The sequence below is a fragment of the Pseudomonas sp. Pc102 genome (assembly GCF_018408275.1).
GTDB lineage: Bacteria > Pseudomonadota > Gammaproteobacteria > Pseudomonadales > Pseudomonadaceae > Metapseudomonas > Metapseudomonas tohonis.
This window is the reverse complement of sequence record NZ_AP021905.1, coordinates 1025488-1050497: the sequence shown is the minus strand read 5'-3', so window position 1 is coordinate 1050497 and position 25010 is coordinate 1025488. Positions and strand designations below refer to the sequence as shown.

The 25010-nt window shown below is 68.4% G+C and carries 21 protein-coding genes; 6 read left to right on the top strand and 15 right to left on the bottom strand.

Going from position 1 to position 25010, the window contains the following annotated elements:
- Positions 1-126 precede the first annotated feature (126 nt).
- Positions 127-1551, top strand: coding sequence for a cytochrome-c oxidase, cbb3-type subunit I (gene ccoN / locus PHLH3_RS05010; protein WP_213628433.1), 1425 nt, complete (start codon positions 127-129; stop codon positions 1549-1551).
- A gap of 10 nt (positions 1552-1561) precedes the next feature.
- Positions 1562-1807 carry a cbb3-type cytochrome c oxidase subunit 3 gene (locus PHLH3_RS05005; protein ID WP_173173469.1) on the top strand — a complete coding sequence of 82 codons (246 nt, stop codon included), beginning with the start codon at positions 1562-1564 and terminating at the stop codon, positions 1805-1807.
- Positions 1808-1972: 165 nt separating this feature from the next.
- Here the strand turns inward: PHLH3_RS05005 and PHLH3_RS05000 are convergent, their stop codons facing one another.
- Together PHLH3_RS05000 and PHLH3_RS04995 are read right to left on the bottom strand one after the other, a co-directional pair.
- A complete protein-coding gene (locus tag PHLH3_RS05000; protein ID WP_213628432.1) occupies positions 1973-2749 on the bottom strand; it encodes a ferredoxin--NADP reductase in 777 nt (258 codons plus the stop codon).
- A gap of 84 nt (positions 2750-2833) precedes the next feature.
- The gene (locus PHLH3_RS04995) at positions 2834-3826 is read right to left on the bottom strand and encodes a TRAP transporter substrate-binding protein (RefSeq protein WP_173173473.1); all 993 of its coding nucleotides are present in this window, start codon (positions 3824-3826) and stop codon (positions 2834-2836) included.
- A 327-nt stretch (positions 3827-4153) separates the two neighbouring features.
- Here PHLH3_RS04995 and PHLH3_RS04990 point away from each other — a divergent pair, with 327 nt between their 5' ends.
- Entirely contained in the window at positions 4154-5278 is a 1125-nt protein-coding gene (locus PHLH3_RS04990) for a class I SAM-dependent methyltransferase (RefSeq protein ID WP_213628431.1), read from the top strand.
- A gap of 265 nt (positions 5279-5543) precedes the next feature.
- Here PHLH3_RS04990 and PHLH3_RS04985 read toward each other — a convergent pair whose 3' ends face one another.
- The 8 genes from PHLH3_RS04985 to PHLH3_RS04950 all read right to left on the bottom strand — a co-directional run bounded on the left by PHLH3_RS04985 (position 5544) and on the right by PHLH3_RS04950 (position 14821).
- Entirely contained in the window at positions 5544-5690 is a 147-nt protein-coding gene (locus PHLH3_RS04985) for a DUF2474 domain-containing protein (RefSeq protein WP_173173477.1), read from the bottom strand.
- 17 nt (positions 5691-5707) lie between these two features.
- The gene (gene cydB, locus PHLH3_RS04980; protein ID WP_173173479.1) at positions 5708-6715 is read right to left on the bottom strand and encodes a cytochrome d ubiquinol oxidase subunit II; all 1008 of its coding nucleotides are present in this window, start codon (positions 6713-6715) and stop codon (positions 5708-5710) included.
- 2 nt (positions 6716-6717) lie between these two features.
- Entirely contained in the window at positions 6718-8163 is a 1446-nt protein-coding gene (locus tag PHLH3_RS04975) for a cytochrome ubiquinol oxidase subunit I (protein WP_213628430.1), read from the bottom strand.
- A 378-nt stretch (positions 8164-8541) separates the two neighbouring features.
- Positions 8542-9129, bottom strand: coding sequence for a nucleotidyltransferase family protein (locus tag PHLH3_RS04970; RefSeq protein ID WP_213628429.1), 588 nt, complete (start codon positions 9127-9129; stop codon positions 8542-8544).
- Positions 9130-9258: 129 nt separating this feature from the next.
- Positions 9259-10230, bottom strand: a complete 972-nt coding sequence (locus tag PHLH3_RS04965) for an XdhC family protein (RefSeq protein ID WP_213628428.1) — start codon at positions 10228-10230, stop codon at positions 9259-9261.
- Between the two features lie 2 nt (positions 10231-10232).
- A complete protein-coding gene (locus tag PHLH3_RS04960; RefSeq protein WP_213628427.1) occupies positions 10233-11456 on the bottom strand; it encodes a cytochrome c in 1224 nt (407 codons plus the stop codon).
- 1 nt (position 11457) lies between these two features.
- Positions 11458-11997: a (2Fe-2S)-binding protein gene (locus PHLH3_RS04955; protein WP_173173490.1), complete on the bottom strand. Its 540-nt coding sequence runs from the start codon at positions 11995-11997 to the stop codon at positions 11458-11460.
- Complete coding sequence (locus PHLH3_RS04950) at positions 11990-14821, bottom strand: xanthine dehydrogenase family protein molybdopterin-binding subunit (RefSeq protein ID WP_213628426.1); 2832 nt, start codon at positions 14819-14821, stop codon at positions 11990-11992. Before PHLH3_RS04950 ends, PHLH3_RS04955 begins: the two co-directional genes overlap by 8 nt.
- 280 nt (positions 14822-15101) lie before the next feature.
- Between PHLH3_RS04950 and PHLH3_RS04945 the strand changes: the two genes are divergently transcribed.
- Positions 15102-16319, top strand: a complete 1218-nt coding sequence (locus PHLH3_RS04945; RefSeq protein ID WP_213628425.1) for an MFS transporter — start codon at positions 15102-15104, stop codon at positions 16317-16319.
- On the opposite strand, the gene PHLH3_RS04940 is transcribed toward PHLH3_RS04945, so the two are convergent.
- The 3 genes from PHLH3_RS04940 to PHLH3_RS04930 are packed head-to-tail and all read right to left on the bottom strand — an operon-like array spanning position 16320 to position 20040.
- Entirely contained in the window at positions 16320-18527 is a 2208-nt protein-coding gene (locus tag PHLH3_RS04940) for a xanthine dehydrogenase family protein molybdopterin-binding subunit (protein WP_213628424.1), read from the bottom strand. It lies immediately after the preceding gene.
- Positions 18524-19513 (bottom strand): xanthine dehydrogenase family protein subunit M, encoded by a 990-nt coding sequence (locus PHLH3_RS04935; RefSeq protein ID WP_213628423.1) that lies wholly within the window; start codon positions 19511-19513, stop codon positions 18524-18526. Before PHLH3_RS04935 ends, PHLH3_RS04940 begins: the two co-directional genes overlap by 4 nt.
- Positions 19510-20040 (bottom strand): (2Fe-2S)-binding protein, encoded by a 531-nt coding sequence (locus PHLH3_RS04930; protein ID WP_043244520.1) that lies wholly within the window; start codon positions 20038-20040, stop codon positions 19510-19512. Before PHLH3_RS04930 ends, PHLH3_RS04935 begins: the two co-directional genes overlap by 4 nt.
- Positions 20041-20332: 292 nt before the next feature.
- Between PHLH3_RS04930 and PHLH3_RS04925 the strand changes: the two genes are divergently transcribed.
- Both PHLH3_RS04925 and trmA read left to right on the top strand, forming a co-directional pair.
- Positions 20333-21625 carry an NCS2 family permease gene (locus PHLH3_RS04925; protein WP_213628422.1) on the top strand — a complete coding sequence of 431 codons (1293 nt, stop codon included), beginning with the start codon at positions 20333-20335 and terminating at the stop codon, positions 21623-21625.
- Positions 21625-22719, top strand: a complete 1095-nt coding sequence (gene trmA / locus PHLH3_RS04920) for a tRNA (uridine(54)-C5)-methyltransferase TrmA (protein ID WP_213628421.1) — start codon at positions 21625-21627, stop codon at positions 22717-22719. Before PHLH3_RS04925 ends, trmA begins: the two co-directional genes overlap by 1 nt.
- A gap of 333 nt (positions 22720-23052) precedes the next feature.
- On the opposite strand, the gene ilvA is transcribed toward trmA, so the two are convergent.
- On the bottom strand, positions 23053-24579 hold the full coding sequence (ilvA, locus tag PHLH3_RS04915) for a threonine ammonia-lyase, biosynthetic (protein WP_213628420.1): 1527 nt from the start codon (positions 24577-24579) through the stop codon (positions 23053-23055).
- Positions 24576-24992 (bottom strand): DUF4440 domain-containing protein, encoded by a 417-nt coding sequence (locus PHLH3_RS04910; RefSeq protein WP_213628419.1) that lies wholly within the window; start codon positions 24990-24992, stop codon positions 24576-24578. The genes ilvA and PHLH3_RS04910 overlap by 4 nt, the downstream gene beginning before the upstream one ends.
- Positions 24993-25010 lie beyond the last annotated feature (18 nt).

Below are 25010 nucleotides of genomic sequence, written 5' to 3'. Positions count from 1 at the left end.
GCCTGGGATCTGATCTCTAAAAACCTCAATGATCTGAGCCTGTTTTGTTCGGACCCGGCTTCCTAGAGTGGCGGCCTGGCCAGCCCCGGCGCTGGCGCCTTCTTCCGCAATCGAAAAGGTTCCGCCATGAACACCGCACTACAGGAGCCCACCTACAACTACCGGGTGGTTCGTCAGTTCGCGATCATGACCCTGGTCTGGGGCGTGGTCGGCATGGGGCTGGGCGTGTTCATCGCCGCCCAGCTGGTCTGGCCGCAGCTCAACCTCGACCTGCCCTGGACCAGCTTCGGCCGCCTGCGCCCCCTGCACACCAACCTGGTGATCTTCGCCTTCGGCGGCAGCGCGCTTTTCGCCACCAGCTACTACACGGTGCAGCGCACCTGCCAGGCGCGACTGTTCGGCGACGGCCTGGCCGCCTTCACCTTCTGGGGCTGGCAGGTCCTCGTGGTGATGCTGCTGGTCACCCTGCCCCAGGGCCTGACCACCACCAAGGAATACGCCGAGGTGGAGTTCACCGGCGCCGTGTGGATGGGCATCGTCTGGGTCGCCTACGCGGTGGTGTTCTTCGGCACCGTGATGAAGCGCCGCACCCGGCACATCTACGTCGGCAACTGGTTCTTCGGCTCCTTCATCCTGGTCACGGCCATGCTCCACGTGGTCAACCACATGGCCATCCCGGTCAGCTGGTTCAAGTCCTATCCGCTCTACAGCGGCGCCACCGATGCCATGGTGCAGTGGTGGTACGGGCACAACGCCGTGGGCTTCTTCCTCACCACCGGCTTCCTCGGGATGATGTACTACTTCATCCCCAAGCAGGCCGGGCGCCCGGTCTACTCCTACCGCCTGTCCATCGTCCACTTCTGGGCGCTGATCACCCTGTACATCTGGGCCGGCCCGCACCACCTGCACTACACCGCTCTGCCGGACTGGGCGCAGAGCCTGGGCATGGCGATGTCGATCATCCTCCTGGCGCCCAGCTGGGGCGGCATGATCAACGGCATGATGACCCTCTCCGGCGCCTGGCATAAGTTGCGCGACGACCCGATCCTGCGCTTCCTCATCGTATCGCTGGCCTTCTACGGCATGTCCACCTTCGAAGGCCCGATGATGGCGATCAAGACGGTCAACGCCCTCTCCCACTACACCGACTGGACCATCGGCCACGTGCACGCCGGCGCCCTCGGCTGGGTGGCGATGATCACCTTCGGCTCGCTCTACCACCTGATCCCGAAGATCTTCGGCCGCGAGCGGATGTACAGCACCCGGCTGATCAACGCGCACTTCTGGCTGGCCACCATCGGCACCGTGCTCTACATCGCCTCGATGTGGGTCAACGGCATCACCCAGGGCCTGATGTGGCGCGCGGTCAACGACGACGGCACCCTCACCTACTCCTTCGTCGAGGCCCTCGAAGCCAGCCACCCGGGATTCCTGGTGCGCTTCATCGGCGGCGCCTTCTTCCTCACCGGCATGCTGCTGATGGCCTGGAACAGCTGGGTCACCATCCGCGCGCCGCGCAGCGAAACCGCCGCCATCGCGGCCCGCACCTGAGGAGGCGGCCATGGACCTGGATGGCTTCTACGGGCTGCTGTCCCTCGGCGCCCTGGTGTTCTTCTACGTCGCCACCCAGCTCAGCCTGGGCGGCAAGGACCAGCGGCAGATCGACGAAGCCACCATGCTCCCCTTCGCCGACGACGAACCCGTGGCCCGGCGCATGGAGCGCGCCACCGGGCGCAGCAGCACCGGTTGCAGCTGCCCCGGGCGCTGCGACGGCGCTTGTGCGAGTCGTGGGGATGTGGAGATGTGAGGGGTCCGCGGGCCGTGCGAAACCCTGTGTCGTAGGATGGGTAGAGCCGTGCGAAACCCATGCTGGCAGGCCGGCACCGAACCCATGCCCTACCTCGCATCGATGGGTTTCGCTTCGCTCTACCTATCCTACGAAAGATACAAAGGCTCGCTGGGCCAGCGTCTTCTACCAGTAATTCTCCACCGCCACCTGCCCGGGCCGGCGGGTCAGGGCCAGGTTCATGTCGCGGGCCTTGAGCACGGCACGGGTGTCTTCGATCATCTGCGGGTTGCCGCAGAGCATCACCCGCGAATGCTCGGGGGCCAGCGCCAGGCCCGCGGCGCGTTCCAGCTCGCCGTTCTCGATCAGCGTGGTGATGCGCCCGTTCAGCGCACCCGGCACCTGCTCGCGGGTCACCACCGGGACGTAGGTCAGCTTGTCGGCGACGCCTTCCAGATGCTCCAGGCCCTTCAGGCCCGCGATCAACGGCTGGTAGGCCAGCTCGCGCTCATGCCGCGCGCTGTACACCAGCACGATGCGCTCGAAGCGTTGCCACACCTCCAGGTCCTGGAGGATGGACAGGAAAGGCGCGATACCGGTGCCGGTGGCCAGCAGCCAGAGGTCGCGGCCGTCATTGAAGCGATCGAGGGTGAGGAAACCGAAGGCCTGCTTGTCGACCAGCAGCGTGTCACCCACGGCGAGGCGGCTCAGCTCGCTGGTGAATTCGCCGCCGGGCACCACGATGGAAAAAAATTCAAGGTGCTCGTCATGGGGGGCCGACACCATGGAGTAGGCGCGCCACACGGTGCTGCCATCGGCCCTGGTCACGCCCAGGCGGGCGAACTGGCCGGCGCGGAAGCGAAAGCCGGGGTCACGGGTGGTGCGCAGGGTGAACAGGCTCGGCGTCAGGGTCTGGACGTCGAGCAGGGTCTGGCGGGTGAACTTCTCTTCGCTGGCGCTCATTGCGGACTCCTGTCGCTGGAACCCCGCCAGTGTCCCGCAAAGCGCGCGCGGGAAACACCCGCGCGCGTTGTGGCTATAGACCGATCAGTGCTTGCGGTTGACGGTCTGGGCCGCGCGCAGCACGTCGGCACCGATCTCCGCCTCGTAGGTCTTCCACAGCGGCAACAGGGCCTGGCGCCAGGCGTCACGCTCCTCGGGGGTGAGGGTGATCACCTTGGTCTTGCCGGCGGCGATGACGCGCTCGCGGTCCTTCTGGTTCATCGCCTCGGCTTCCTTGTTCACCGCGAAGGTGACCTCTTCGATGATCGCCTCCAGCTCGGTGCGGGTCTGGTACGGGATGCTGATCCAGAATTTCTGGTTGGTGATCAGCATGTAGTTCAGCGAACCGTGGTTGGTCTCGATGACGTAGGGCTGGACGGTGTCGATCTTCTGGCTGGCGATGTTCGACCAGGGGCCTTCGGTGCCCTGGATGGTGCCGGCCTGCAGCGCCTTGAAGGCGTCGGCGAAGGGCATCTTCACGGTCTTGGCGCCGAGCAGGCCGAACTGCGCGTCGAGCACGGAGGACGGCTGGATACGGAAGGCCAGGCCCTTGGCGTCCTCGGGCTTGCGCAACTCGCGGCTGGAGGTCAGCTCCTTCATGCCGTTGTTCCAGTAGCCCAGGCCATAGATGCCCTGCTTGGACATCGAGCGCAGCAGCTCGCGGCTCTTGTCGCGCTTCTGGAAGCGCTTCACGGCTTCGAGGTCATCGAACAGGAACGGCAGGTCGAATACCTGCAACTGCTTGGTGTACGCCTCGAACTTGGACAGCGAGGGCGCCAGCATCTGCACCTGGCCGCTCTGCAGCGCCTGGATCTCGTCGGCGTCGCCGAAGAGGCTGGAGTTCGGGTAGACCTCGACCTTCACCTTGCCCGGCAGGCGTTCTTCCACCAGCTTCTTGAACAGCAGCGCGCCCTTGCCCTTGGGCGTGTCCTCGGCCACGACGTGGGAGAACTTGATGAGGATCGGCTCCTCGGCCAGCGCGGAGCTGGAAAGGACCATGAGCGAAGCGAACAGCGCCCCGAACAGAGACTTGTACATGTATGCACCTGTGCAAATGGCAACGGCGAAGCCCGCGCCATGCGCGTCGGCTCCGTCTGGAATAAGGTTTTTTTCGGTGGAACGCCCGCTCCCAACCAGCGGGTACGCACCGTTTTTTACGGCGTACCAGGTCGTTCAGGGCAGAGAAATGCCAGATGCCTGGTTATTATTGGAGCTGTTCCGGCGCAGAGAATCGCCATGGGATGGCGGGCCGAAATCAGAGGCGCGGATTCTTAGGCAAAACTGATCAATAAACAAGCACCGCTAATCCCAACCAGCTCTCACTTCCAGCACAATCTCCGCCCTCAGCCCTTTCCAGAGTTCCCGATGCCCCAACTGCTCACCCCTTTCGGCCAGCTCGACCTGGTCCGCGTTCCCGACCAGCCGAACGACCCGCTGCAGGCCTTCGACGCCGCCGACGAGTACCTGCTCGGCCACCTGCACGAACAGGCGCCCGACGCCGCCACCCGGGTGCTGGTGCTCAACGACAGCTTCGGCGCCCTGGCCGCCAGCCTGGCGCCGCACGTGCAGGTCACCAGCAGCGGCGACTCGCACCTGGGCTTCCTCGGCCTGCAACGCAACCTCGCGCGCAACGGCCTGGCCGCCGACGCGGTGCGCTTCGTGCCAGCCAGCGAACCGATGGACGGCACCTTCGACCGCGTGCTGGTCCGCGTACCCAAGACCCTGGCGCTGATGGAAGAGCAATTGATCCGCCTGCAGGGCCGCCTGGCGCCTGGCGCCACGGTGGTGGCCGCCGGCATGGTCAAGCACCTGCCCCATGCCGCCGGCGACCTGCTGGAGAAGTACATCGGCCCGATGCAGGCCTCGCTGGCGGTGAAGAAGGCCCGCCTGCTGGTGGCCACGGCGGCGGACCGACCGGCCGCCCGCTCGCCCTACCCGACCCGCTACCAGCTCGACGAACCCCGCCTCGAGCTGCTCAACCACGCCAACGTGTTCTGCCGCGAAGGCCTGGACATCGGCACCCGCGCCTTCCTCCCGCACCTGCCCAGGCGCCTGGACGCCACCCGCGTGGCCGACCTCGGCTGCGGCAATGGCGTGCTCGGTATCGCCTACGCCCTGGCCAACCCGGAAGCGCAGCTGACACTGGTGGATGAGTCGTACATGGCCGTGCAATCGGCTGTGGATAACTGGCGCGCGGCCCTGGGCGAGCGCCCGGTGGAGATCCGCCCCGGCGACGGCCTCGCCGAGCAGCCGGCCGGCTCGCTGGACCTGGTGCTGTGCAACCCGCCCTTCCACCAGCAGCAGGTGGTGGGCGACTTCCTCGCCTGGCGCATGTTCGTGCAGGCGCGCGATGCGCTGGTCACCGGCGGGGAGCTGTGGATAGTCGGCAACCGCCACCTGGGCTACCACGCCAAGCTCAAGCGCCTGTACCGCGGCGTCGAACAGATCGCCGCCACGCCCAAGTTCGTGATCCTCAAGGCCAGCAAATAGGGGCGCGATCAATCGGGCGCACGCCGCAGGGATTCGCGGGCCCACCCTCGGAGCCAGCCGGGCATCGCCGGTGGATGTAAAAAGCGACATCCACCCTGCCGCCCCAGCGCTCCCTGATACCGAGGGAACTCGCTCAGTCGCGTAGGGTGGACCCCGCTTCACCAGTCCACCATCGGAGCCGGGCCGGGCATCCTGCCCGTTGCAAAGAGCTTCGCGAGCAGAGCTCGCTCCTACGGGAACGAGCAGGAGCGGGTCCGAGCCCTGCTCAGGGCGTGCTCAGCCCCGCCGCATTCATGAACAGGCGCAGCAGGTACGACACCACGCCCAGCGCCAGGACGCTGCCGGTCCAGATCGCCAGCAGCCAGCCCAGGCGCTGCCACAGGGGTTTCTTCTCGGGGTTGTCCACAGCCATGGTCGCTCTCCTGTCCACTAGTGGTAGCCCTGGTCCGGGGTGACCTTGCCGCGGAACACGTAGTAGCTCCAGGCGGTGTACACGAGGATGAAGGGGATGATGAACAGCGCCCCCACCAGCGCGAAGCCCTGGCTCTGAGGCGGCGCGGCGGCCTGCCAGATGCTCAGCGAGCCCGGCACGATGTTCGGCCAGAGGCTGATGCCCAGGCCGCTGTAGCCGAGGAAGATGAGGATCAGGGTGAGCACGAAGGGCTTGATGTTGTCGTAGTTCGCCACCGATCGCAGCAGGTAGAAGAAGGTCACCAGCACCAGCAGCGGCACCGGCAGGAACCAGAACAGGTTGGGCAGGCTGAACCAGCGCTGGGCGATCTCGCCGTGGGACAGGGGCGTCCAGATGCTGACGATGCCGATCACCGCCAGCAGCACCAGGGCCAGCGGCCGGGCCATGTCGTGCATCTGCTCCTGCAGGCGGCCTTCGGTCTTCATGATCAGCCAGGTGCAGCCGAGCAGCGCATAGGCCGCCACCAGCCCCAGGCCGCTGAAGATCGGGAACGGCGCCAGCCAGTCCAGCCCGCCGCCGGCGAACTGGCGGTTCTCCACGGGGATGCCCTCGATGAAGGCCCCCAGGGCCACGCCCTGGAAGAAGGTCGCCGCCAGGGAGCCGCCGATGAAGGCCTTGTCCCAGATGTGGCGCTTGTGCTCCTTGGCCTTGAAGCGGAACTCGAAGGCCACGCCGCGGAACACCAGGCCGATGAGCATGAAGATCAGCGGCAGGTAGAGCGCGCTGAGCACCACCGAGTAGGCCAGCGGGAAGGCCGCGAACAGGCCCGCCCCGCCCAGCACCAGCCAGGTCTCGTTACCGTCCCACACCGGCGCGACGGTGTTCATCATCACGTCGCGCTCGGAGTCGTCCTTGACGAAGGGGAAGAGGATGCCGATGCCCAGGTCGAAGCCGTCCATCACCACGTACATCATCACGCCGAAGACGATGATGATCGCCCAGATCAGAGAAAGGTCGATGCCCATGTTCAGTTCCTCGCGCCCAGGTCGTCACCCGAGTTGTCGTCGTCTTCCATATTCTCGTCGGCCGCCGAGATGGGCCGCGCCGGCGTACGTTTCTGGCCGGGACCACCGATGCCCTGCTCCTTGCCCTCGTCGGTCTTCGGTCCCTTGCGCACCAGGCGCAGCAGGTAGCTGAAACCGGCGCCGAACACGGCGAAATAGACCACCACGAACATGATCAGGGTGAGGCTCATCTGCGCGAAGCTGTGGTTCGACGAGGCGTCGGCGGTGCGCATCAGGCCGTACACGACCCAGGGCTGGCGGCCGATCTCGGTGGTGAACCAGCCGGCGAGGATCGCGATCAGCCCGGACGGGCCCATCCACAGGCACAGGTGGAGGAACGGCCGCGAGCTGAACAGCCCGCCGCGCCAGCGCAGCCACAGGCTCCAGACGCCGACCAGGATCATCAGCAGGCCCAGGGCGACCATGATGCGGAACGACCAGAAGACGATGGTGGAGTTGGGCCGGTCTTCCTTGGGGAACTCCTTCAGCGCCGGCACCTGCTTGTCCAGGCTGTGGGTGAGGATGAGGCTGCCCAGGTAGGGGATCTCCACCTTGAAGCGGGTTTCCTCGCGCTCCATGTCCGGCCAGCCGAAGAGGATCAGCGGGGTCGCCTCGCCGGGCGGGTTCTCCCAGTGGCCCTCGATGGCGGCGATCTTCGCCGGCTGGTGTTCCAGGGTGTTGAGGCCGTGCATGTCGCCGATGAAGGCCTGTATCGGCGCCACCAGCAGGGCCATCCACATGGCCATGGAGAGCATCTGGCGGATCGCCGGGTTGTCCCGGCCGCGCAGCAGGTGCCAGGCCGCCGAGGAGCCGACGAAGAACGCCGTGGCGAGGAAGGCCGCGGTGGCCATGTGGGCCAGGCGATAGGGGAAGGACGGGTTGAAGATCACCGCGAACCAGTCGGTGGGAATCACCCGGCCATCGACGATCTCGAAGCCCTGGGGCGTCTGCATCCAGCTGTTGGAGGCCAGGATCCAGAAGGTGGAGATCAGCGTGCCGATGGCCACCATCACCGTGGAGAAGAAGTGCAGGCCCGGCCCGACGCGGTTCCAGCCGAACAGCATCACGCCGAGGAAGCCGGCTTCGAGGAAGAACGCGGTGAGCACCTCGTAGGTCAGCAGCGGCCCGGTGACCGAGCCGGCGAAGTCGGAGAACGCGCTCCAGTTGGTGCCGAACTGATAGGCCATCACCAGGCCGGACACCACGCCCATGCCGAAGTTGACGGCGAAAATCTTCGACCAGAAGTGATAGAGGTCGCGGTAGACCTCCCGGTTGGTCTTCAGCCACAAGCCTTCCAGTACCGCCAGGTAACTCGCCAGGCCGATGGTGATGGCCGGAAAGATGATGTGGAAGGAAATGGTGAAGGCGAACTGGATTCGGGCGAGATCAAGAGCCTCCAATCCGAACATTACGACGTCCTCTAGCTGGTTCACGGGCACGGCCCTGGGCGGGTCACTCCGGCAATTGGAGCGCTGGCCCTGGGAATTCGTTCTTTTTATGTGAGGTTTCAGGGAGATGGCGGCTCGTTCAGCCGCAAGCGCAAGCCCAAGGGGCGGGCATTGACGCAGATCAATCAGCAGCTAAAGAGTAGCGCTTCGCTCGAGGGAAAATGCTGTGGTCGATTGCCACGCGGCAGGTTGCCGCAGCGAGTGGATAACCCTGGACAAACACGGAGCCGGACCGGAGCTCCGCTACAAGGTCACTGGACAGTCCTGAGCAGCCCGCCAACCCGCCCGGTGGATGGATGAAGCGTCGTCCACCCTAGCCCCCTGGCAGCCGGTGCACGCCTACGGCCTTTCCACCTGTCCCGTATCAAGGGCCCGGGGCGTATCCACGTCCAGCACCACGCCGGGGTCGTCCACCTCCAGCGCCAACCAGGCCTCGCGATGGGCGGCGAGCACCGCACGGGCGCCCTCGTCGCCCTGGAGGCGTTCGAGCTCGGGCCAGAAGGCACGGCCGAAGATCACCGGGTGGCCACGCTGGCCCTGGTGCAGCGGAAACAGGATGCGCCGGGCGTCGGCCCGCGCCAGCAGCTCGCGCAGGGTGGCCTCGGCCAGCCAGGGCATGTCGCCCAGCAACACCGCCAGGGCATCGCCCGGGGCTGTGGATAACCCGCGCGCGCCGGCAGCCAGGCTGTGGCCCATGCCCTGGTCGGCGTCCGCGCAGCGGATGATCGGGCAATCGCCGGGCAGGCCCAGTGCGGCCGGTTCATCCTCGGGGCGCAGCACCACGCGCACCTCGTCGAACACCGTTCGTGCCCGCGCCACGCTGGCCGCCAGCAGGGTGCGCCCGTCGGCCAGGCGCGCCTGGCGCTTGTCGCTGCCGAAGCGGGTGCCACGGCCAGCGGCGAGGATCAGGGCGATGACGTGGGGCATCGGGGGACCTCCTGTGGGGCGAATTCATTCGCCCGGGACCGCGCAGCGGTCCTCGTGCCAATTACCTGGGTGAAGCAATCCGTCGGGCTGCTGGGCGAATGAATTCGCCCCTACATCAGGAGCCGAAAACTAGACCCGCTCGCGCGGAATCGCATTGCGCACCCGCAGGATGTCGGCGAGCACCGCCAGGGCGATCTCCGCCGGGGTCTTGCTGCCCAGGTTCAGGCCGATGGGGGCGATGATGCGGGCCATGTCCGCTTCGCTCAGGCCGCCCACGCGGCGCAGGCGCTCCCGGCGCTTGGCGCTGGTGGCCATCGAGCCCATCACGCCGATGTAGAAGGCCTCGGTGCGCACCGCCTCGATCATCGCCAGGTCGTCGATGCGCGGGTCGTGGGTCAGCGCCACCACGGCGGTGTCGGCGTGGCAGCCGCCGTTGCGGATCACCTCGGAAGGCAGTTCACGACGCACCTCGACGCCCGGCAGCTCGACCCCCTCGAGCACCTCCTCGCGGGGGTCGCAGAGCACCACCTCGAAGCCCAGCGGCTGGGCGAACTCGGCGCACACCTGCGCCACCGAGGAATAGCCGGCCAGCAACAGACGCTGGGCGGCGCCCACGCGCAGGCGGATCATCTGCTCGTCGCGCTCCACCCGGGCCCCCTGCTCGCGATCCTCTCGCAGGGAGCGGCTGCCGTCATCGATGCGGATCTCCCGCAGCAGGCGGCGCTGCCCGGCCAGGGCGCTTTCCAGCTCGCGCAGGTGCGCCTGCACCTCGCAATCGGCCGGCAGGTTCTCCACCAGCACATCCAGGACCCCGCCGCAGGGCAGGCTGATCTTCGAACGCTCATCGCTGCCGTCGCCGTAGCGCACCAGCGCCAGCGGCTCGGGGAAGGCGCCTGCGGCGACGCGTTCGAGGAAATCATCCTCGACGCAACCGCCGGACAACGACCCCACCCACTGCCCCGCCTCGTTGGCGGCCAGCAGCGAACCCGGCGCGCGGGGCGCCGAGCCGTAGGTGGAAAGCACGGTACAGAGCCAGACACGCTGGCCGGCCCGGGACCATTCGAGGGCCTTGCGCACGACGATGAGGTCGAGGTGTTGCATGGTCAGTGAACCTTTTCGCTTCGCAGTTGGGAGACGCTCTCCATACCGATGTCCCCGGGCGATCCTCCCCAGGTCTGGCGCAGGTAGTTGAGCAGATCACGCATCCGCTCGTCATCAAGATCGTGCTGGAAGCCCGGCATCGGCTGCATGCGCTCGAAGCCGGTGAACTGCTGTTCGCGGATGCCGTCGTCGATCACCCGCAGGAGGTTGCGCGAATCCTCCTGGCGCAAGGTGGTGTTGCCGGCCATGGCCACCGCCACGTGGGGGGTGCCCTGCCCTTGTGCGCCGTGGCAGCCGGCGCAGAGGTTCAGGTACTCCTGGCGACCGGCCTGGGCGCTGGCGGTCAGCTCGGCCAGCGGGCGGGTGACGACGGTTGCCGGGGCCGGCGGCTGGTCGCCCATGAGGAACACCGCCATGGCCTGGTGATCCACCTCCGGCAGGTATTGCAGGCTGTGGTGCAGCACCGGGTACATCTCGTTGAACACCGTGCCCTGGGCGCTGATGCCGTGCTTGAGGAAGGTCGCCAGGTCGTCGGTGGTCCAGCCGCGCGCGGCCAGCGCCTCGGCCTTCAGGCTCGGCGCCAGGTAGCCCAGCAGCACGCCGCCTTCCATGCGCTGGTCCTGCTGCAGGGCACCGAGCGCGTTGCGCGGGGTGTGGCACTCGCCGCAGTGGCCGAGGGCTTCCACCAGGTACTGGCCGCGCTGCCACTCTTCGCTCTTGCCCTCCGCCGGCTGCATCTGCACGCGGTTCTTGTAGAGCATGTTCCAGAAGGCCAGGCCGAAGCGCAGGTTGAACGGGAAGGTCAGGCTGGTCTGCGGGCTCGCCTTGGGAATCGGCTCGCGGCTCATCAGGTAGGCGTAGAGGGCGTCGGAGTCCTCGCGGGTGATGAGGTGGTAGGAGGTGTAGGGCATCGCCGGGTACAGCTTGCTGCCGTCGGGCTTCTCGCCCTGGGTCAGCGCGCGGTAGAGGTCATCGGCGGTGTAGTTGCCGATGCCGTGCTCCTTGTCCGGGCTGATGTTGGTGCCGTAGATGGTGCCGAAGGGCGACTCCAGCGGCAGGCCGCCGGCATAGGGGGCACTGCCCTCGATGCTGTGGCAGGCCACGCAGTCAGCGGCGCGGGAAATGTAGCGGCCGCGCTCGATCAGGGCCTTGTCGGCCGGTGCTTCGGGGGCGCCGGTGGCGGCCAGGGGCAGGAGCAGAGCGGCGGCGATCAGCAGTCGTTTCATCTCAACCTTCCTTCACCAGACCCAGTTCCTCGACCACATCGCGCGCGGCGCTGTAGTAGCGGACGTAACCGGTGCAGCGGCAGATGTGCTTGCCGAGGGCGTTGTCGATCTCGGTCTCCAGCTCGCTGCGTTTCACCGGCTGGCGCTGCAGCTTCTCCACCAGCACGGTGGCGGCATTGACGTAGCCCGGGGTGCAGTAGCTGCACTGGAAGGCGAACTGGTCGACGAACTTCTGCTGGATCGGGTTGAGCTCGCTCACCTCGCCCTTGGCGTCGCGCTTGGCGTGGCCTTCGATGGTGCGCACGTTCTTGCCGGCGAAGAAATGCGCGCCGGTGATGCAGGTGCGGATCTCCTCGCTGGTGCCGTCGGGCTTGTCGAGGATGGCCACGCAGGCGTGGCACACGCCCTGGCCGCAGCCCAGGCGCGAGCCGGTGAGGTTCAGGTACTCGTGGAGGAAGTCGATCATCATCAGGTCGTCCGCCACCTCGATGGGGCCGACGGCCTGGCCGTTGATGTTCATGCTGAGCGCGCGGTTAGCCATGGAGGGCCTCCTTGATGCGGGCCGGAGTCAGGGGAAGGTCGCGCAGGCGCTTGCCGGTGGCATGGGCCACGGCGTTCACGATGGCGCCGACCACGGGGATCATCACCACTTCGGCGATGCCCTTGGCCGGGTCGCTGGGCGACAGCGGCGGCAGGATCTCCGCCGTCTGCGACCACACGGCGACGTCCTTCGCGCGGGGCAGCTGGTAGCGGTTGAAGTTCCAGGTGCCCTCGCCCGGCCCCCCTTCGTAGAGCGGCATCTCCTCCATGAGCGCATGGCCGATGCCCATGGCGATGCCGCCTTCCAGCTGGCCGAGCACCAGCTCGGGCACGATCACCCGGCCGCACTCCATCCAGGAATGGTGGTTGATCACCCGGGCCTCGCCACTGCCCTTGTTGACCTTGATCTCCACCAGGGTGGCCACCGGGCTGTAGTAGGTGACCATGGCGTTGTTGAGCTGGGTCTCCGGGTAGCTGACCGACACGCGGTCCAGCAGGTGGTAGCCGTTGCGGGTCATCAGGGCGCGCTTGCCGGCGTCGGCACCGGCGCCGTACTTCACCGCCACCGCGTCCAGCGGCAGGCTCTCGCGCACGCCGTTGATCTCGAACTCGGCCGAGGCCCACTTCCAGCGGTTGAAGCCGTGCACGCTGGCACCCGTGACCAGGCCCAGGTCGTGGGCCTTCCTGGCCAGCAGCTCGAAGGGGATCGGCGGCATGCCGCCGGCGCTCAGGGCGCCGTCCTTCCAGTGGGCATCCTCGCGGCGCACCACGTAGGGGTTGAGCGAGCCGTTGTACTCGCCGCGGCCCCAGATGCTCAGCGCCGCCGGCCACAGGCCGTGGTTGAAGAGGATGCGCGCGGCCTCGCGGGTGGCGTGGCCGGAGTAGTAGGCGGAGTTGGTGGCCGAGGACGGCGAGGCCAGCTTGCCCACCCAGCGCGGGTTCTTCAGCGCGGCGTCCTGGTCGGCCTGGCTGATGATGTAGGGGTTGCCGCTGGTGACCAGGCCCAGCTCGTGCCAGTCGGTCTCGCCGGTCTTGATCTCGTGGGCCGGCTGGCCCAGGTGGTCGGCGGCCAGCAGCGCCTGGGAGGTGGCCATGCCGGTGCCCATGTCGATGGCCACGTGGCGCAGCAGCACGCGGCCGTCGGCGGTGATCTCCAGGCTCGCCAGGGGCGCTTCGGAGCCGGTGCCGAAGTCCTTCTGGCACATGGCGAAGCCGACGCCGTAGAGGTTGTCCGGGTCCTCGGCGTCGAAGCGCTGCTTGCGCTCCGCGCGGGTGCGCCAGATCTCGTGCTGGGCGGCCTTGTCGAGGATCTCGTCGAGGCGCAGCGCACCGGCGGGAATCGCGCCCTGGGTGTTCTTCATGCCGGTCTTGAAGACGTTCTTCCTGCGCAACTCGATGGCGTCCAGGCCCAGGCGGCCGGCCACCTCGTCCACCATCATCTCGGTGGCGGCCATGGTCTGCAGGGTGCCGTAGCCGCGCATGGAGCCGGCCTCGACGCCGCGCGAATGGTACGCGGTGGCGGCCAGGTCGCTCTGCGGCAGGTAGTAGATGGACTGCGCCGCCGTGGCGCCGACCGCCGCCACCGAGGAGCTGTAGTTGGCGCGGCCGCCGCCATCGACGTCCATGTGCGCGCGGAAGATCTGGAAGCTGTGGTCCTGCTTGTTCACCGCCAGCTGGTAGTGCATGTCGAAGGGGTGGCGCTTGATGCCGCTCTGGAACTGCTCGTAGCGGTCGTTGGCCAGGCGCACCGGCACGCCTTCGCCGTACATCGCGGCGAGCGCGGCGTAGAAGACGAAGATGTTGTTGTCCTTGGAGCCGTAGCCCACGGTGTAGCCGGGGTGCAGGTTGAGCTTGGCCACCTTGAAGCGCGACGGCGCCAGCATGTGCGCGGTCTGCTCGGCCACCTCGAAGGGGCACTGGGTGGCGACCACGAAGTGCAGGGTGCCGCTCTCGGCGTCGTACCAGCCATTGCCGTTGTCGGCCTCCAGGGCCGCCGGCTCGATGGACTGGGTGGTGAAGCGCTCGTCGAACACCAGCCAGTCCTCCGGCGGCGCCTTGAGCTGCTGCTCCATGCGCTCGGCGTAGTACAGGCCCTGCTGGGTCAGGTCGCCGTTGATCTTGGCCTGCTGGCTCCACACCGGTTTGCGCTGGCGGATGATGGGGAACAGCATGCTGTCCTTGAGGCTGGAGAACACGTCCGGCTCGAAGGGCGTCTCGCCGCCGACGCGCACGAAGCGGAAGCTGCCGTAGGGGTCGGCCTGGTACAGCTCGGCCTTGGCGCCGTAGCGCACCACCTTCTCGTTGAACTTGAGGATGTTCTTCGCCCGGCGGTAGCGGTCGAAGTCGGTCCAGATCAGCAGTGCCACCGGGTGGCCGATGAACATCGGCACCTGGCCTTCCGGCAGGAAGGGGTCGAGGTTGTGGCCTTCGGGGAAGCCGATGCCGTCACGGGCGAGGTCTGCCGCGGTGACCAGGCGATCGGGCTTGAGCTCGTCGCCGAGCATGGACAGGTCCAGGCCGGCGTAGAGGTGATCGGCGCGGGTCGCCTTGATCAGCAGCGCATGGCCCTGGCGCTGGGGCCAGCCGGGCATGTCCTGGGCGCGGATGTCACGGGCGAAGACCTTGGCCCCGCAGGCCTTGGAGACGCCGTCGATGCGCGCTCGCGCCTGGCCGCCCGGCGTGTACCAGGGCTGCGGCGAGGCGGTGACCCGGTCTTCGAACAATGCAGCAAAGGCCTTGCTGCCCAGCGGTGCCAGCGTGATGCCGATACCTGCGATGACGCTGCCCTGCAGGAAGGCGCGTCGGGATAACTCACGGTTGGACATACCCGTTCCTCGGAGCCTTGGCGGATGCCGACCCCTGTTTTCTGAGCGTAAAAACGGTTGTCGGCCACTCTCGGGAGTGGTCGATTCAAGCGTAGTCGAAAGGATTTTTTGACCTCGAAGTCAAATTCTAACCAAGGCGGTCTGGCAGAAAAAGAAAAATTTGCCCGGTCAGTCAGGAAACGAGTGCGTCGGGTCGACGACGAAATCGCGGAAGCCCCATTCACCCGCCCTCGGGCAAGGTGATAGGCTGCGCTTCCGATAGCTCCCTAAGCATTTTCCCATGCCCCAGGCCCAGCTCCTGCGTCACCACCGCCCGTTCCTCGCGTTCTGGCTCGCCCGGGTGTGCACGGCCAGCGGCTTCCAGATGCTCACCGTGGCCATCGGCTGGCACCTGTACGCCCTCACCGGCAGCGTGCTCGACCTGGGCCTGGTGGGCCTGGCGGAATTCCTCCCGCGCGTGCTGTTCATGCTGCATACCGGGCATGTCGCCGACCGTTACGACCGGCGTCGGGTCGCGGCGCTGTGCCAGACGGCCCAGGGCCTGATCGCCGCCGCCCTGGTGTTCGGCAGCGCCACCGACAACGTCAGCCGCGAGATGATCTTCCTCCTCGCCTTCGCCCTCGGCGCCGCGCGGGCCTTCGAGATGCCGGCGACCCAGGCGCTGCTGCCGAACATCGTCCCGGCACAGCTGTTCCCCCGCGCCGTGGCCGCCGCCGCGTCGGCGATGCAGGCGGCGACCATCGTCGCGCCAGCCCTGGGCGGCCTGCTTTATGCGCTTGGCAGCCTCTGGGTCTACGGCCCGGTGACGGTGCTCTACGGCATCGCCTGCTGCCTGATGCTGACCCTCGCCAGCCGCCAGCAGGTGCTGCGCAAGGAGCCCGCCTCCCTGGAGTCGCTGCTGGCCGGCATCCGCTTCATCCGCAGCCGCCCGGACATCCTCGGCGCCATCTCCCTGGACCTCTTCGCCGTGCTGCTGGGCGGCGCCACCGCCCTGCTGCCGGTGTTCGCCAAGGACATCCTGCTCACCGGCCCCTGGGGCCTCGGCCTGCTGCGCTCGGCGCCGGCGGTGGGTGCCCTGGCGATGTCGTTCTGGCTGGCGCGCTTCCCCATCGAGCGCAACGTGGGGCGGATCATGTTCACCGCCGTCGGCGTGTTCGGCGTGGCGACCATCGCCTTCGGCCTGTCCACCTCGTTCTGGTTCTCCCTCGCGGTGCTGGCGGTGCTCGGCGCGGCGGACATGATCAGCATGGTGATCCGCGGCGCCTTCGTGCAGCTGCACACCCCGGACGAAATGCGCGGCCGCGTCAGCGCGGTCAACGGCCTGTTCATCGGCGCCTCCAACCAGTTGGGCGAGTTCGAGTCCGGGGTCACCGCCGCCTGGTTCGGCACCGTGCCGGCGGTGGTGATGGGCGGCGTCGGCACGCTGCTCATCACCGGCCTGTGGATAAGGCTCTTCCCCACCCTGGCCAACCGCGACCGCCTGCACGGCGGCGACTGATCAGAGCAGCTTGTCGGGGGTGATCGGCAGGTCGCGGATGCGCTTGCCGGTGGCATGCCAGATGGCGTTGGCCACGGCCGCCGCGACCCCGACGATGCCGATCTCGCCGACGCCCTTGGAGCCCAGGGCGTTGACCACGCGGTCCTCCTCCTCGACGAAGATCACCTCGACCTCGCCGATGTCGGCGTGCACCGGGATGTGGTACTCGGCCAGGTTGTGGTTCATGTGCCGGCCCAGGCCGTGGTCGGTCTGGGTCTCCTCCTGCAGGGCCATGCCGATGCCCCACACCACGCCGCCGAGGATCTGGCTGCGCGCGGTCTTCGGGTTGACCACGCGCCCGGCGGCGATGGCGCTGACCACCCGGGCGACGCGCACCACGCCCAGTTCCTCGTCCACCCGCACCTCGACGAACACCGCCGAGTGGGTGGCGGAGGAATAGGCCTCGCGCTTCTCGTCGGGCTTGGCCTCCACCTGCGCCTCCAGCGCCGCGCTGCCGCTGGCGCGGACGATCTCGCCATAGCCCAGCGCCAGCTCCGGCGCGCCGATGACCCGCAACTGGCCGTCGACGAACTCCACCTGATCGCGCGCAAGCCCCGCGAAGGGCGAGTCCTCGATTGCCACGGCGGCCTTCAGCAATTCGTCCTGCAGCGCGATACAGGCCTGCTGCACCGCGCTGCCCACCGAGGAGACGGTGAAGGAGCCACCCTGCAGCGGGGCCTTGGGCAGGTGCGAGTCGCCCAGGCTGAAGGTCACCCGTGCCATGTCCAGAGCCAGGCTCGCGGCGGCGATCTGGGTCATCACCGTGTAGGTGCCGGTGCCGATGTCGGTGGTCGCGCTGCTCACGTGCAGGTGGCCGTCGCCGTCGATCAGCGCACGGGCGCTGGCCGGGTTCTGCATCGCCTCCCAGACGCCGGTGGCCAGGCCCCAGCCGATCAGCTCGCGGCCCTCGCGCATGCTGCGCGGCTGGTGGTCACGCGCCGCCCAGCCGAAGCGCTCGGCACCCTGGGCGTAGCACTCGCGCAGAGCCTTGCTGGAGAAGGGCTTGCCCTCGTTCTGGTTGCGCTCGGCGTAGTTGACGAGGCGCAGCTGCAACGGGTCGATGGCCACGGCGGCGGCCATCTCGTCCATCGCGCACTCCAGGGCGAAGACCCCCAGGGTCGCGCCCGGGGCGCGCATGTCCAGCGGCGTGTAGACGTCCAGGGGCGCCAGGCGGTAGCCCAGCTCGACGTTGTCGCACTGGTAGAGCATCCCGGACCACTCCACCACGTGCTCGGTGAAGTCCTCGAAGCGCGAGGTCTGCGCCACCGCCTCATGGCGCAAGGCGCGCAGCTCGCCGTTGGCGGCGGCGCCCAGGGCCAGGCGCTGCACGGTGCGCGGGCGGTAGCCGAAGCTGAACATCTGCTGCCGGGTCAGGGTCACCCGCACCGAGCGCCCCAGCTTGAGCGCCGCCATCACCGCCAGCACCAGTTGGTACTGCGGGCGCAGGCCGGAACCGAAGGCGCCGCCGACGAAGGGCGCCATCACCCGCACCCGGCCCGGCTCCAGGCCGAACACCCGCTCGATGTACTGCTGGCTGTTCTGCGTGCCCTGGGTCTTGTCATAGACCAGCAGCGCGCCGTCGGGCTGCATGACCACGGTGGCGGCATGGGGCTCCATGGGGTTGTGATGCTCGATGGGCGAGCTGTACTGCACCTCGATGCGCAGCGCCGCACCCGCCAGGGCTCCGGCGCAATCGCCGCGCGGCTCGGGCAGGGACGCCGGGGCCAGGTGGGCGTCGTCGAGGGCGGCCAGCAGGTCCGTCTGGTACGGCTCGGCCTGGTACTCGACCCGCACCAGCCTGGCGGCGTGGCGCGCCTGCTCCAGGGTTTCGGCCACCACCAGCGCCACCGGCTGGCTGTCATAGAGGATGCGGTCGTTGAACAGCGGACGGAACGGCGAACCGTCGGCGGCGTCGGCGTCCTCATAGGGCTCGTCGTAGCTGGCGATCGGCGGCCGGTTGGCGTGGGTCAGCACCAGTTGCACGCCGGGCGCCGCTTCCGCCGCACGGCTGTCGATGCCGAGGATGCGCCCGCGCGGGATGCCGGCGTTGACCACCCAGCCATGCAGCAGGCCCGGCGCGGCGAAATCAGCCGCGTAGCGGGCGCGGCCGGTGACCTTGTCGCGACCGTCCACCCGGTCGAGGGCCTTGCCCAGTGGCGACGCGCTCATACGTGGGGCCCTCCCCTGGCGGCGTCGGCCAGGGCGCGGATCACCGCGCGGCGGGCCAGTTCCACCTTGAAATTGTTGCGCCCCAGCCCCTCGGCCCCTTGCAGCAGCCGGTCGGCGGCGACGCGGAAGGCCGCCGGTGTGCAGGGGCGCCCCACCAGTGCCGCCTCGGCGTCCGGCAGGCGCCAGGGTTTGTGCGCCACACCGCCCAGGGCGATGCGCGCTTCGGCGATGACGCCGTGATCCAGTCGCAGGGCCGCCGCCACCGAGACCAGGGCGAAGGCGTAGGAAGCGCGATCCCGGATCTTCAGGTAGGCGCTGCGGCGGGCGAAGGGCGACGGCGGCAGCTCGATCTCGGTGATCAGCTCGTCCGCCGCCAGGTGATTGTCGCGCTGCGGTTCGTCGCCGGGCAGGCGGTGGAAGTCGGCGAAGGCGATCACCCGGGTGCCGCCAGGGCCGGCGACGTGCACATTGGCCTCCAGCGCCGCCAGGGCCACGCACATGTCGGAAGGGTGGGTGGCCACGCAGTGTTCGCTGGCGCCGAGTATCGCGTGGTTGCGGTTGAGCCCCGCCCGCGCCGGGCAGCCGCTGCCGGGCTCGCGCTTGTTGCAGGGCGTGGCCACGTCATAGAAGTACTGGCAGCGGGTACGCTGCAGCAGGTTGCCGCCGACCGTGGCCATGTTGCGCAACTGCGGCGAAGCGCCGGCCAGCAGCGCCTCGGCCAGCAACGGGAAATGGCTCTGCACGCGCGGGTGCCAGGCCAGGTCGGCGTTGCTCACCAGGGCGCCGATGCGCAGCCCGCCGTCCTCGCCGACCAGCACGCCGTGCAGCGGCAGCGCGGTGATGTCGATCAGCCGTTCGGGGCGCTCGACGTTCTCCTTCATCAGGTCCACCAGGTTGGTGCCCCCGGCGATGAAGCGCGCGCCGGGGCCGGCCAGCGCCAGGGCCTGGTCCAGCTCCTCGGGGCGTTCGTAGCTGAAGGGCGTCATGCGGCGTCCCCCTCGGCGGCGCCACGGCAGGCCGGCAGCGCCTCCTCGATGGCGTCGAGGATGTTGGCGTAGGCACCGCAGCGGCACAGGTTGCCGCTCATCTGCTCGCGGATGGCGTCGCGGTCGTGGGCGCGGTTCTCGCGGGCCAGGGCCACCGCCGAGCAAAGCTGCCCAGGCGTGCAGTAGCCGCACTGGAAGGCATCGTGGCGGATGAAGGCGGCCTGCATGGGGTGCAGCTCGCCGCCCCGCTCCAGGCCCTCCACCGTGGTGATTTCGGCGCCGTCCTGCATCACCGCCAGGGCCAGGCAGGCGTTGATACGCACGCCGTTGCGCAGCACCGTGCAGGCGCCGCACTGGCCGTGGTCGCAGCCCTTCTTGGTGCCCACCAGGTCGAGGCGCTCGCGCAGCAGGTCGAGCAGCGTCGTCCAGGGCTCCACCTGCAGCCGATGGGGTTCGCCGTTGATGACCAGTTGGATCGGGTGGCCGATGGCAGCGGGGCCTCGGCTTGGGCTGGATAGGGCACTCATGTCGACCTCGGGCTCGTCTCGTCCGGCCCCGAAGGGCGGTGCGCGGGTGTGGATACCCGCATCTTTGAGGTGGACTGGCCGGTCTTCCCGAGGTTCAGGGTTTCTGCCCCGGCGGGCGTGCCGACGAAACCGAAGCTGCCCGTCTGGTCATAAATTCACCGCCCCCGGGGGAGCTGGTATGATGCGCGCCTTTTTTGCCGGGCTGGCAGAAACGGCGCCCAACCGCAGGCGCTGTGCTTGACTGCTATCCAGTCCGGGCCAACACGACGCGCAGACGTCACGGGGAGCACACATGCTGGAAAAACTGTTCCAACTCAGAGCGCACGACACCAACGTACGCACCGAAGTCCTGGCGGGGATCACCACCTTCCTGACGATGGCCTACATCCTCTTCGTGAACCCCGACATCCTCGGCGAGACCGGCATGGACAAGGGCGCGGTGTTCGTCGCCACCTGCCTGGCGGCCGCCATCGGCTCGGCCATCATGGGCCTGATCGCCAACTACCCCATCGCCCTCGCCCCGGGCATGGGCCTGAACGCCTTCTTCACCTACACCGTGGTGCTGCACATGGGCCACACCTGGCAGGTGGCCCTGGGCGCTGTGTTCATCTCGGCGTGCATGTTCTTCGTGCTGTCGATCTTCCGCATCCGCGAATGGATCATCAACAGCATTCCCCTGGAGCTGCGCTCGGCCATCGCCGCCGGCATCGGCCTGTTCCTGGCGCTGATCGCCCTGCAGAAGGCCGGCATCGTCGCCGCCCACCCGGTGACCATGCTGACCCTGGGCGACCTGGCCAAGCCCGAGCCCGTGCTGGCGGTGCTCGGCTTCTTCCTGATCGTCGCCCTGGAGGCGCGCAAGGTGACCGGCGCCGTGCTGATCGGCATCCTCGCCGTCACCCTCGCCGGCATCGGCCTGGGCGTGTCGAAGTTCGGCGGCATCGTCTCCATGCCGCCGTCCCTCGCGCCCACCTTCCTGCAGCTGGACATCAAGGGCGCGCTGGAGATCGGCCTGGTCAGCGTGATCTTCGCCTTCCTCTTCGTCGACCTGTTCGACAACTCCGGCACCCTCATCGCCGTGGCCAAGAAGGCCGGCCTGATGCGTGCCGACGGCCACATGCCGAAGATGGGCCGCGCGCTGATCGCCGACTCCACCGCGGCCATGGGCGGCTCGCTGCTGGGCACCTCCACCACCACCAGCTACATCGAGTCCGCCGCCGGCGTCAGCGCCGGTGGCCGCACCGGCCTCACCGCCATCGTGGTCGCCATCCTGTTCCTGCTGGCGCTGTTCCTCTCCCCGCTGGCCGGCAGCGTGCCCGCCTTCGCCACCGCACCGGCGCTGTTCTTCGTCGCCGTGCTGATGGCCTCGGGCCTGGCCGAGATCGACTGGAACGACCTGACCACCGCCGCCCCGGTGCTGATCACCGCCCTGGCGATGCCCTTCACCTACTCCATCGCCGACGGCATCGCCTTCGGCTTCATCGCCTGGGCCGCCATCAAGACCCTGGCCGGCCGCTACAGCGAGCTGAGCCCGGCGCTGGTGATCCTCGCCGTGCTGTTCGTGATCAAGATGGGGTTCTTCCACTGATGAGCCGCCCGCAGTTCGATCCCGCCGGCTACGCCGCCCAGCTCGCCGAGAAGACCGAGCGCCTCAAGGCCCTGCTGGCACCCTTCGACGCGCCGCAACCGGCGGTGTTCGACTCCCCCCGCGAGCACTACCGCCTGCGCGCCGAGTTCCGCCTGTGGCGCGAGACCGGTGGCGAGACCCGCCACTACGCGATGTTCGAGGCCGGCGACAAGTTCACCCCGGTGCTGATCGAGGACTTTCCCATCGCCAGCCGCCGCATCAACGAGCTGATGCCGCGCCTGAAGGCCGGCTGGCAGGCGAGCCAGGTGCTGTCGTTCAAGCTGTTCCAGGTGGAGTTCCTCACCACCCTGTCGGGCGATGCGCTGATCACCCTCTGCTACCACCGCCCCCTGGACGATGCCTGGAAGGCCGAGGCCGAGACGCTCGCCGCCGACCTGGGCGTGAGCCTGGTGGGCCGCTCCAAGGGCAAGCGCATCGTCATCGGCCGCGACTACGTGGAAGAGGAACTGACCGTCGCCGGCCGCGCCTTCCGCTACCGCCAGCCCGAAGGCGCCTTCACCCAGCCCAACGGCGAGGTGTGCCAGAAGATGCTGGCCTGGGCCTTCGAGGCCATGGGCGAGCGCCAGGACGACCTGCTGGAGCTGTACTGCGGCAACGGCAACTTCACCCTGCCCCTGGCCACCCGCGCCCGCCAGGTGCTGGCCACCGAGATCAGCAAGACCTCGGTCAACGCCGCCCTGGCCAACCTCGCCGACAACGGCGTGGACAACGTGACCCTGGTGCGCCTCTCCGCCGAGGAGCTGACCGAGGCCCTAAACGAAGTGCGGCCATTCCGCCGCCTGGCCGGCATCGACCTCAAGGGCTACGCGTTCGGCACCGTGTTCGTCGACCCGCCCCGCGCCGGCATGGACCCGGACACCTGCGAGCTGACCCGCCGCTTCGAACGCATCCTCTACATCTCCTGCAACCCGGAGACCCTGGCCGCCAACATCGCCCAGCTGCACGACACCCACCGCATCGAGCGCTGCGCCCTGTTCGACCAGTTCCCCTACACCCACCACATGGAATCGGGTGTGCTGCTGGTGCGTCGCTGATTCCGGCCGGGGTCACCGCCTGGTGCCCCGATCGCGAATGAATTCGCTCCCACAAAAAACCTGCCGCCGCGCGGGCATGACCGCTGTGTAGGGTGGAGGTCGCTTTTTACCTCCACCAAGGCAGAGGTGAGGCTCGCTCGGAAACGGGCTGGACACCGAGCCGACCGGGGAAGAGCGGTGGGCTGAAGCCCACCCTACGGCCTGACTCCGGCCGGGGTGACCGCCTGGGGTCCCGATCGCGAATGAATTCGCTCCCACCAAGCCGGCGGCGCTGCGCGCCGCTTGGCGACTGAAGTCGCCCCTACAGGACGCCGCGCCAGGCCCCTCCACCCATCACCCCACGAACAACCGATACGCCGGGTTGTCGCTCTCGTCCCACCAGGGGTAGCCGATGGCGTCCAGCGCCGCGGGCAGCAGGTGCAGTTCGTGGTCGGGCACCTGCAGGCCGGCCACCACGCGGCCGTCGGCGGCGCCGTGGTTGCGGTAGTGGAACAGGCTGATGTTCCAGCGCCCGCCCAGCTTGTCGAGGAAGTTCAGCAACGCACCGGGGCGCTCGGGGAATTCGAAGCGCAGCAGGCGCTCGTGCAGTGCGCCGTCCGCGCGCCCGCCGACCATGTGGCGGATGTGCAGCTTGGCCAGCTCGTTGTCGGTCAGGTCCAGCACCGGGAAGCCCTGGTCGCGCAGGCCCTGCACCAGGGCCCCGCGCGGGTCGTTCTCCGGGTGGGTCTGCACGCCGACGAAGATGTGCGCCTCGGCATCGCCGTGGTAGCGGTAGTTGAATTCGGTGATCTGCCGCCGCCCCAGCGCCTCGCAGAAGGTGCGGAAGCTGCCCGGCCGCTCGGGGATGGTCACCGCGATGATCGCCTCGCGCTGCTCGCCCAGCTCGGCGCGCTCGGCCACGTGGCGCAGGCGGTCGAAGTTGATGTTGGCGCCCGAGTCGATGGCCACCAGGGTGCGCCCCTCGCAGCGCTCGCGGGCCACGTACTTCTTGATCCCGGCCACGGCCAGCGCACCGGCCGGCTCGGTGATGGAACGGGTGTCGTCGTAGATGTCCTTGATCGCCGCGCAGATTTCGTCGGCGCTGACGGTGAGCACCTCGTCCACGTACTGGCGGCAGACCTCGAAGTTGTGCACGCCGATCTGCGCCACGGCCACGCCGTCGGCGAACAGCCCGACCTGCTCCAGCACCACGCGCTCGCCGGCGGCCATGGCGGCCTGCAGGCAGTTGGAGTCGTCCGGCTCGACGCCGATCACCTTCACCTCGGGGCGCAGGTACTTCACATAGGCGGCGATGCCGGCGATCAGCGAACCGCCGCCCACCGGCACGAAGACGGCGTCCAGGCGCCCGGGATGCTGGCGAAGGATCTCCATCGCCACCGTGCCCTGCCCGGCGATCACGTCCGGGTCGTCGAAGGGCGGCACGAAGGTCAGCCCGCGCGCCTCGGCCAGTTGCAGGGCATGGGCCAGGGCCTCGGGGAAGGCGTCGCCGTGCAACACCGCGCGGCCACCCCGGGCGAGCACTCCCTGGACCTTGAGCTCGGGGGTGGTGCGCGGCATGACGATGGTCGCCTCGATCCCCAGGTGCCGCGCCGCCAGGGCCAGGCCCTGGGCGTGGTTGCCGGCGGAGGCGGCGATCACGCCACGTGCACGCTGCTCGGCGCTGAGCTGGGACACGCGGTTGTAGGCACCCCGGATCTTGAAGGAGAACACCGGCTGCAGGTCCTCGCGCTTGAGCAGCACGGCGTTGCCGAGGCGTTGGGCCAGGCGCGGCGCCGGCTGCAGGGGCGTCTCGATGGCGACGTCGTAGACCGGCGCGCGGAGGATCTTCTGCACATAGCCTTTGAGCAGGGCGTCGGTCATGCCACGGCCTCCCCGGTGACGGCGTCGAGCAGGTCGGTGCCGTAGGAGTTGTCCACGGCGCAGCGCCAGCTGTCGTCGGCCTGGCGGCGGAACACGTAGGTGGCCTTGCGTTCGAGGAAGGACAGGAAGCCGTCGGCGGACCGCCACTGGATGCGTGCACGCCCCATGACCAGCGCGGTGTCGCCGGTCTCCACCACCTGCAGGTCGCGCTGGCTGACCCAGAGGCTGTGCTGGAAATGCGCGGCGATGGCATCGAAGGCGCGGCGGATGCCGTCACGGCCCTGGACATTGAGGCCCGGGCGTACGACGAGCACGGCATCGTCGGTGTAGAAATCCATCAGCGCATCGAAGCGCCCGGCATTGATCAGCTGGTCCGCCCGTTGCACGGCCTGGACGAGAGGGGATGGTTGCATGGCGTCTCCTGAGGTTCG

What these genes read in the sequence shown, in the direction of transcription:
- ccoN (WP_213628433.1), top strand. Translation starts at nt 127, where the DNA reads ATGAACACCGCACTACAGGAGCCCACCTACAACTACCGGGTGGTTCGT.
- PHLH3_RS05005 (WP_173173469.1), top strand. Translation starts at nt 1,562, where the DNA reads ATGGACCTGGATGGCTTCTACGGGCTGCTGTCCCTCGGCGCCCTGGTG.
- PHLH3_RS05000 (WP_213628432.1), bottom strand. Translation starts at nt 2,749, where the DNA reads ATGAGCGCCAGCGAAGAGAAGTTCACCCGCCAGACCCTGCTCGACGTC.
- PHLH3_RS04995 (WP_173173473.1), bottom strand. Translation starts at nt 3,826, where the DNA reads ATGTACAAGTCTCTGTTCGGGGCGCTGTTCGCTTCGCTCATGGTCCTT.
- PHLH3_RS04990 (WP_213628431.1), top strand. Translation starts at nt 4,154, where the DNA reads ATGCCCCAACTGCTCACCCCTTTCGGCCAGCTCGACCTGGTCCGCGTT.
- PHLH3_RS04985 (WP_173173477.1), bottom strand. Translation starts at nt 5,690, where the DNA reads ATGGCTGTGGACAACCCCGAGAAGAAACCCCTGTGGCAGCGCCTGGGC.
- cydB (WP_173173479.1), bottom strand. Translation starts at nt 6,715, where the DNA reads ATGGGCATCGACCTTTCTCTGATCTGGGCGATCATCATCGTCTTCGGC.
- PHLH3_RS04975 (WP_213628430.1), bottom strand. Translation starts at nt 8,163, where the DNA reads ATGTTCGGATTGGAGGCTCTTGATCTCGCCCGAATCCAGTTCGCCTTC.
- PHLH3_RS04970 (WP_213628429.1), bottom strand. Translation starts at nt 9,129, where the DNA reads ATGCCCCACGTCATCGCCCTGATCCTCGCCGCTGGCCGTGGCACCCGC.
- PHLH3_RS04965 (WP_213628428.1), bottom strand. Translation starts at nt 10,230, where the DNA reads ATGCAACACCTCGACCTCATCGTCGTGCGCAAGGCCCTCGAATGGTCC.
- PHLH3_RS04960 (WP_213628427.1), bottom strand. Translation starts at nt 11,456, where the DNA reads ATGAAACGACTGCTGATCGCCGCCGCTCTGCTCCTGCCCCTGGCCGCC.
- PHLH3_RS04955 (WP_173173490.1), bottom strand. Translation starts at nt 11,997, where the DNA reads ATGGCTAACCGCGCGCTCAGCATGAACATCAACGGCCAGGCCGTCGGC.
- PHLH3_RS04950 (WP_213628426.1), bottom strand. Translation starts at nt 14,821, where the DNA reads ATGTCCAACCGTGAGTTATCCCGACGCGCCTTCCTGCAGGGCAGCGTC.
- PHLH3_RS04945 (WP_213628425.1), top strand. Translation starts at nt 15,102, where the DNA reads ATGCCCCAGGCCCAGCTCCTGCGTCACCACCGCCCGTTCCTCGCGTTC.
- PHLH3_RS04940 (WP_213628424.1), bottom strand. Translation starts at nt 18,527, where the DNA reads ATGAGCGCGTCGCCACTGGGCAAGGCCCTCGACCGGGTGGACGGTCGC.
- PHLH3_RS04935 (WP_213628423.1), bottom strand. Translation starts at nt 19,513, where the DNA reads ATGACGCCCTTCAGCTACGAACGCCCCGAGGAGCTGGACCAGGCCCTG.
- PHLH3_RS04930 (WP_043244520.1), bottom strand. Translation starts at nt 20,040, where the DNA reads ATGAGTGCCCTATCCAGCCCAAGCCGAGGCCCCGCTGCCATCGGCCAC.
- PHLH3_RS04925 (WP_213628422.1), top strand. Translation starts at nt 20,333, where the DNA reads ATGCTGGAAAAACTGTTCCAACTCAGAGCGCACGACACCAACGTACGC.
- trmA (WP_213628421.1), top strand. Translation starts at nt 21,625, where the DNA reads ATGAGCCGCCCGCAGTTCGATCCCGCCGGCTACGCCGCCCAGCTCGCC.
- ilvA (WP_213628420.1), bottom strand. Translation starts at nt 24,579, where the DNA reads ATGACCGACGCCCTGCTCAAAGGCTATGTGCAGAAGATCCTCCGCGCG.
- PHLH3_RS04910 (WP_213628419.1), bottom strand. Translation starts at nt 24,992, where the DNA reads ATGCAACCATCCCCTCTCGTCCAGGCCGTGCAACGGGCGGACCAGCTG.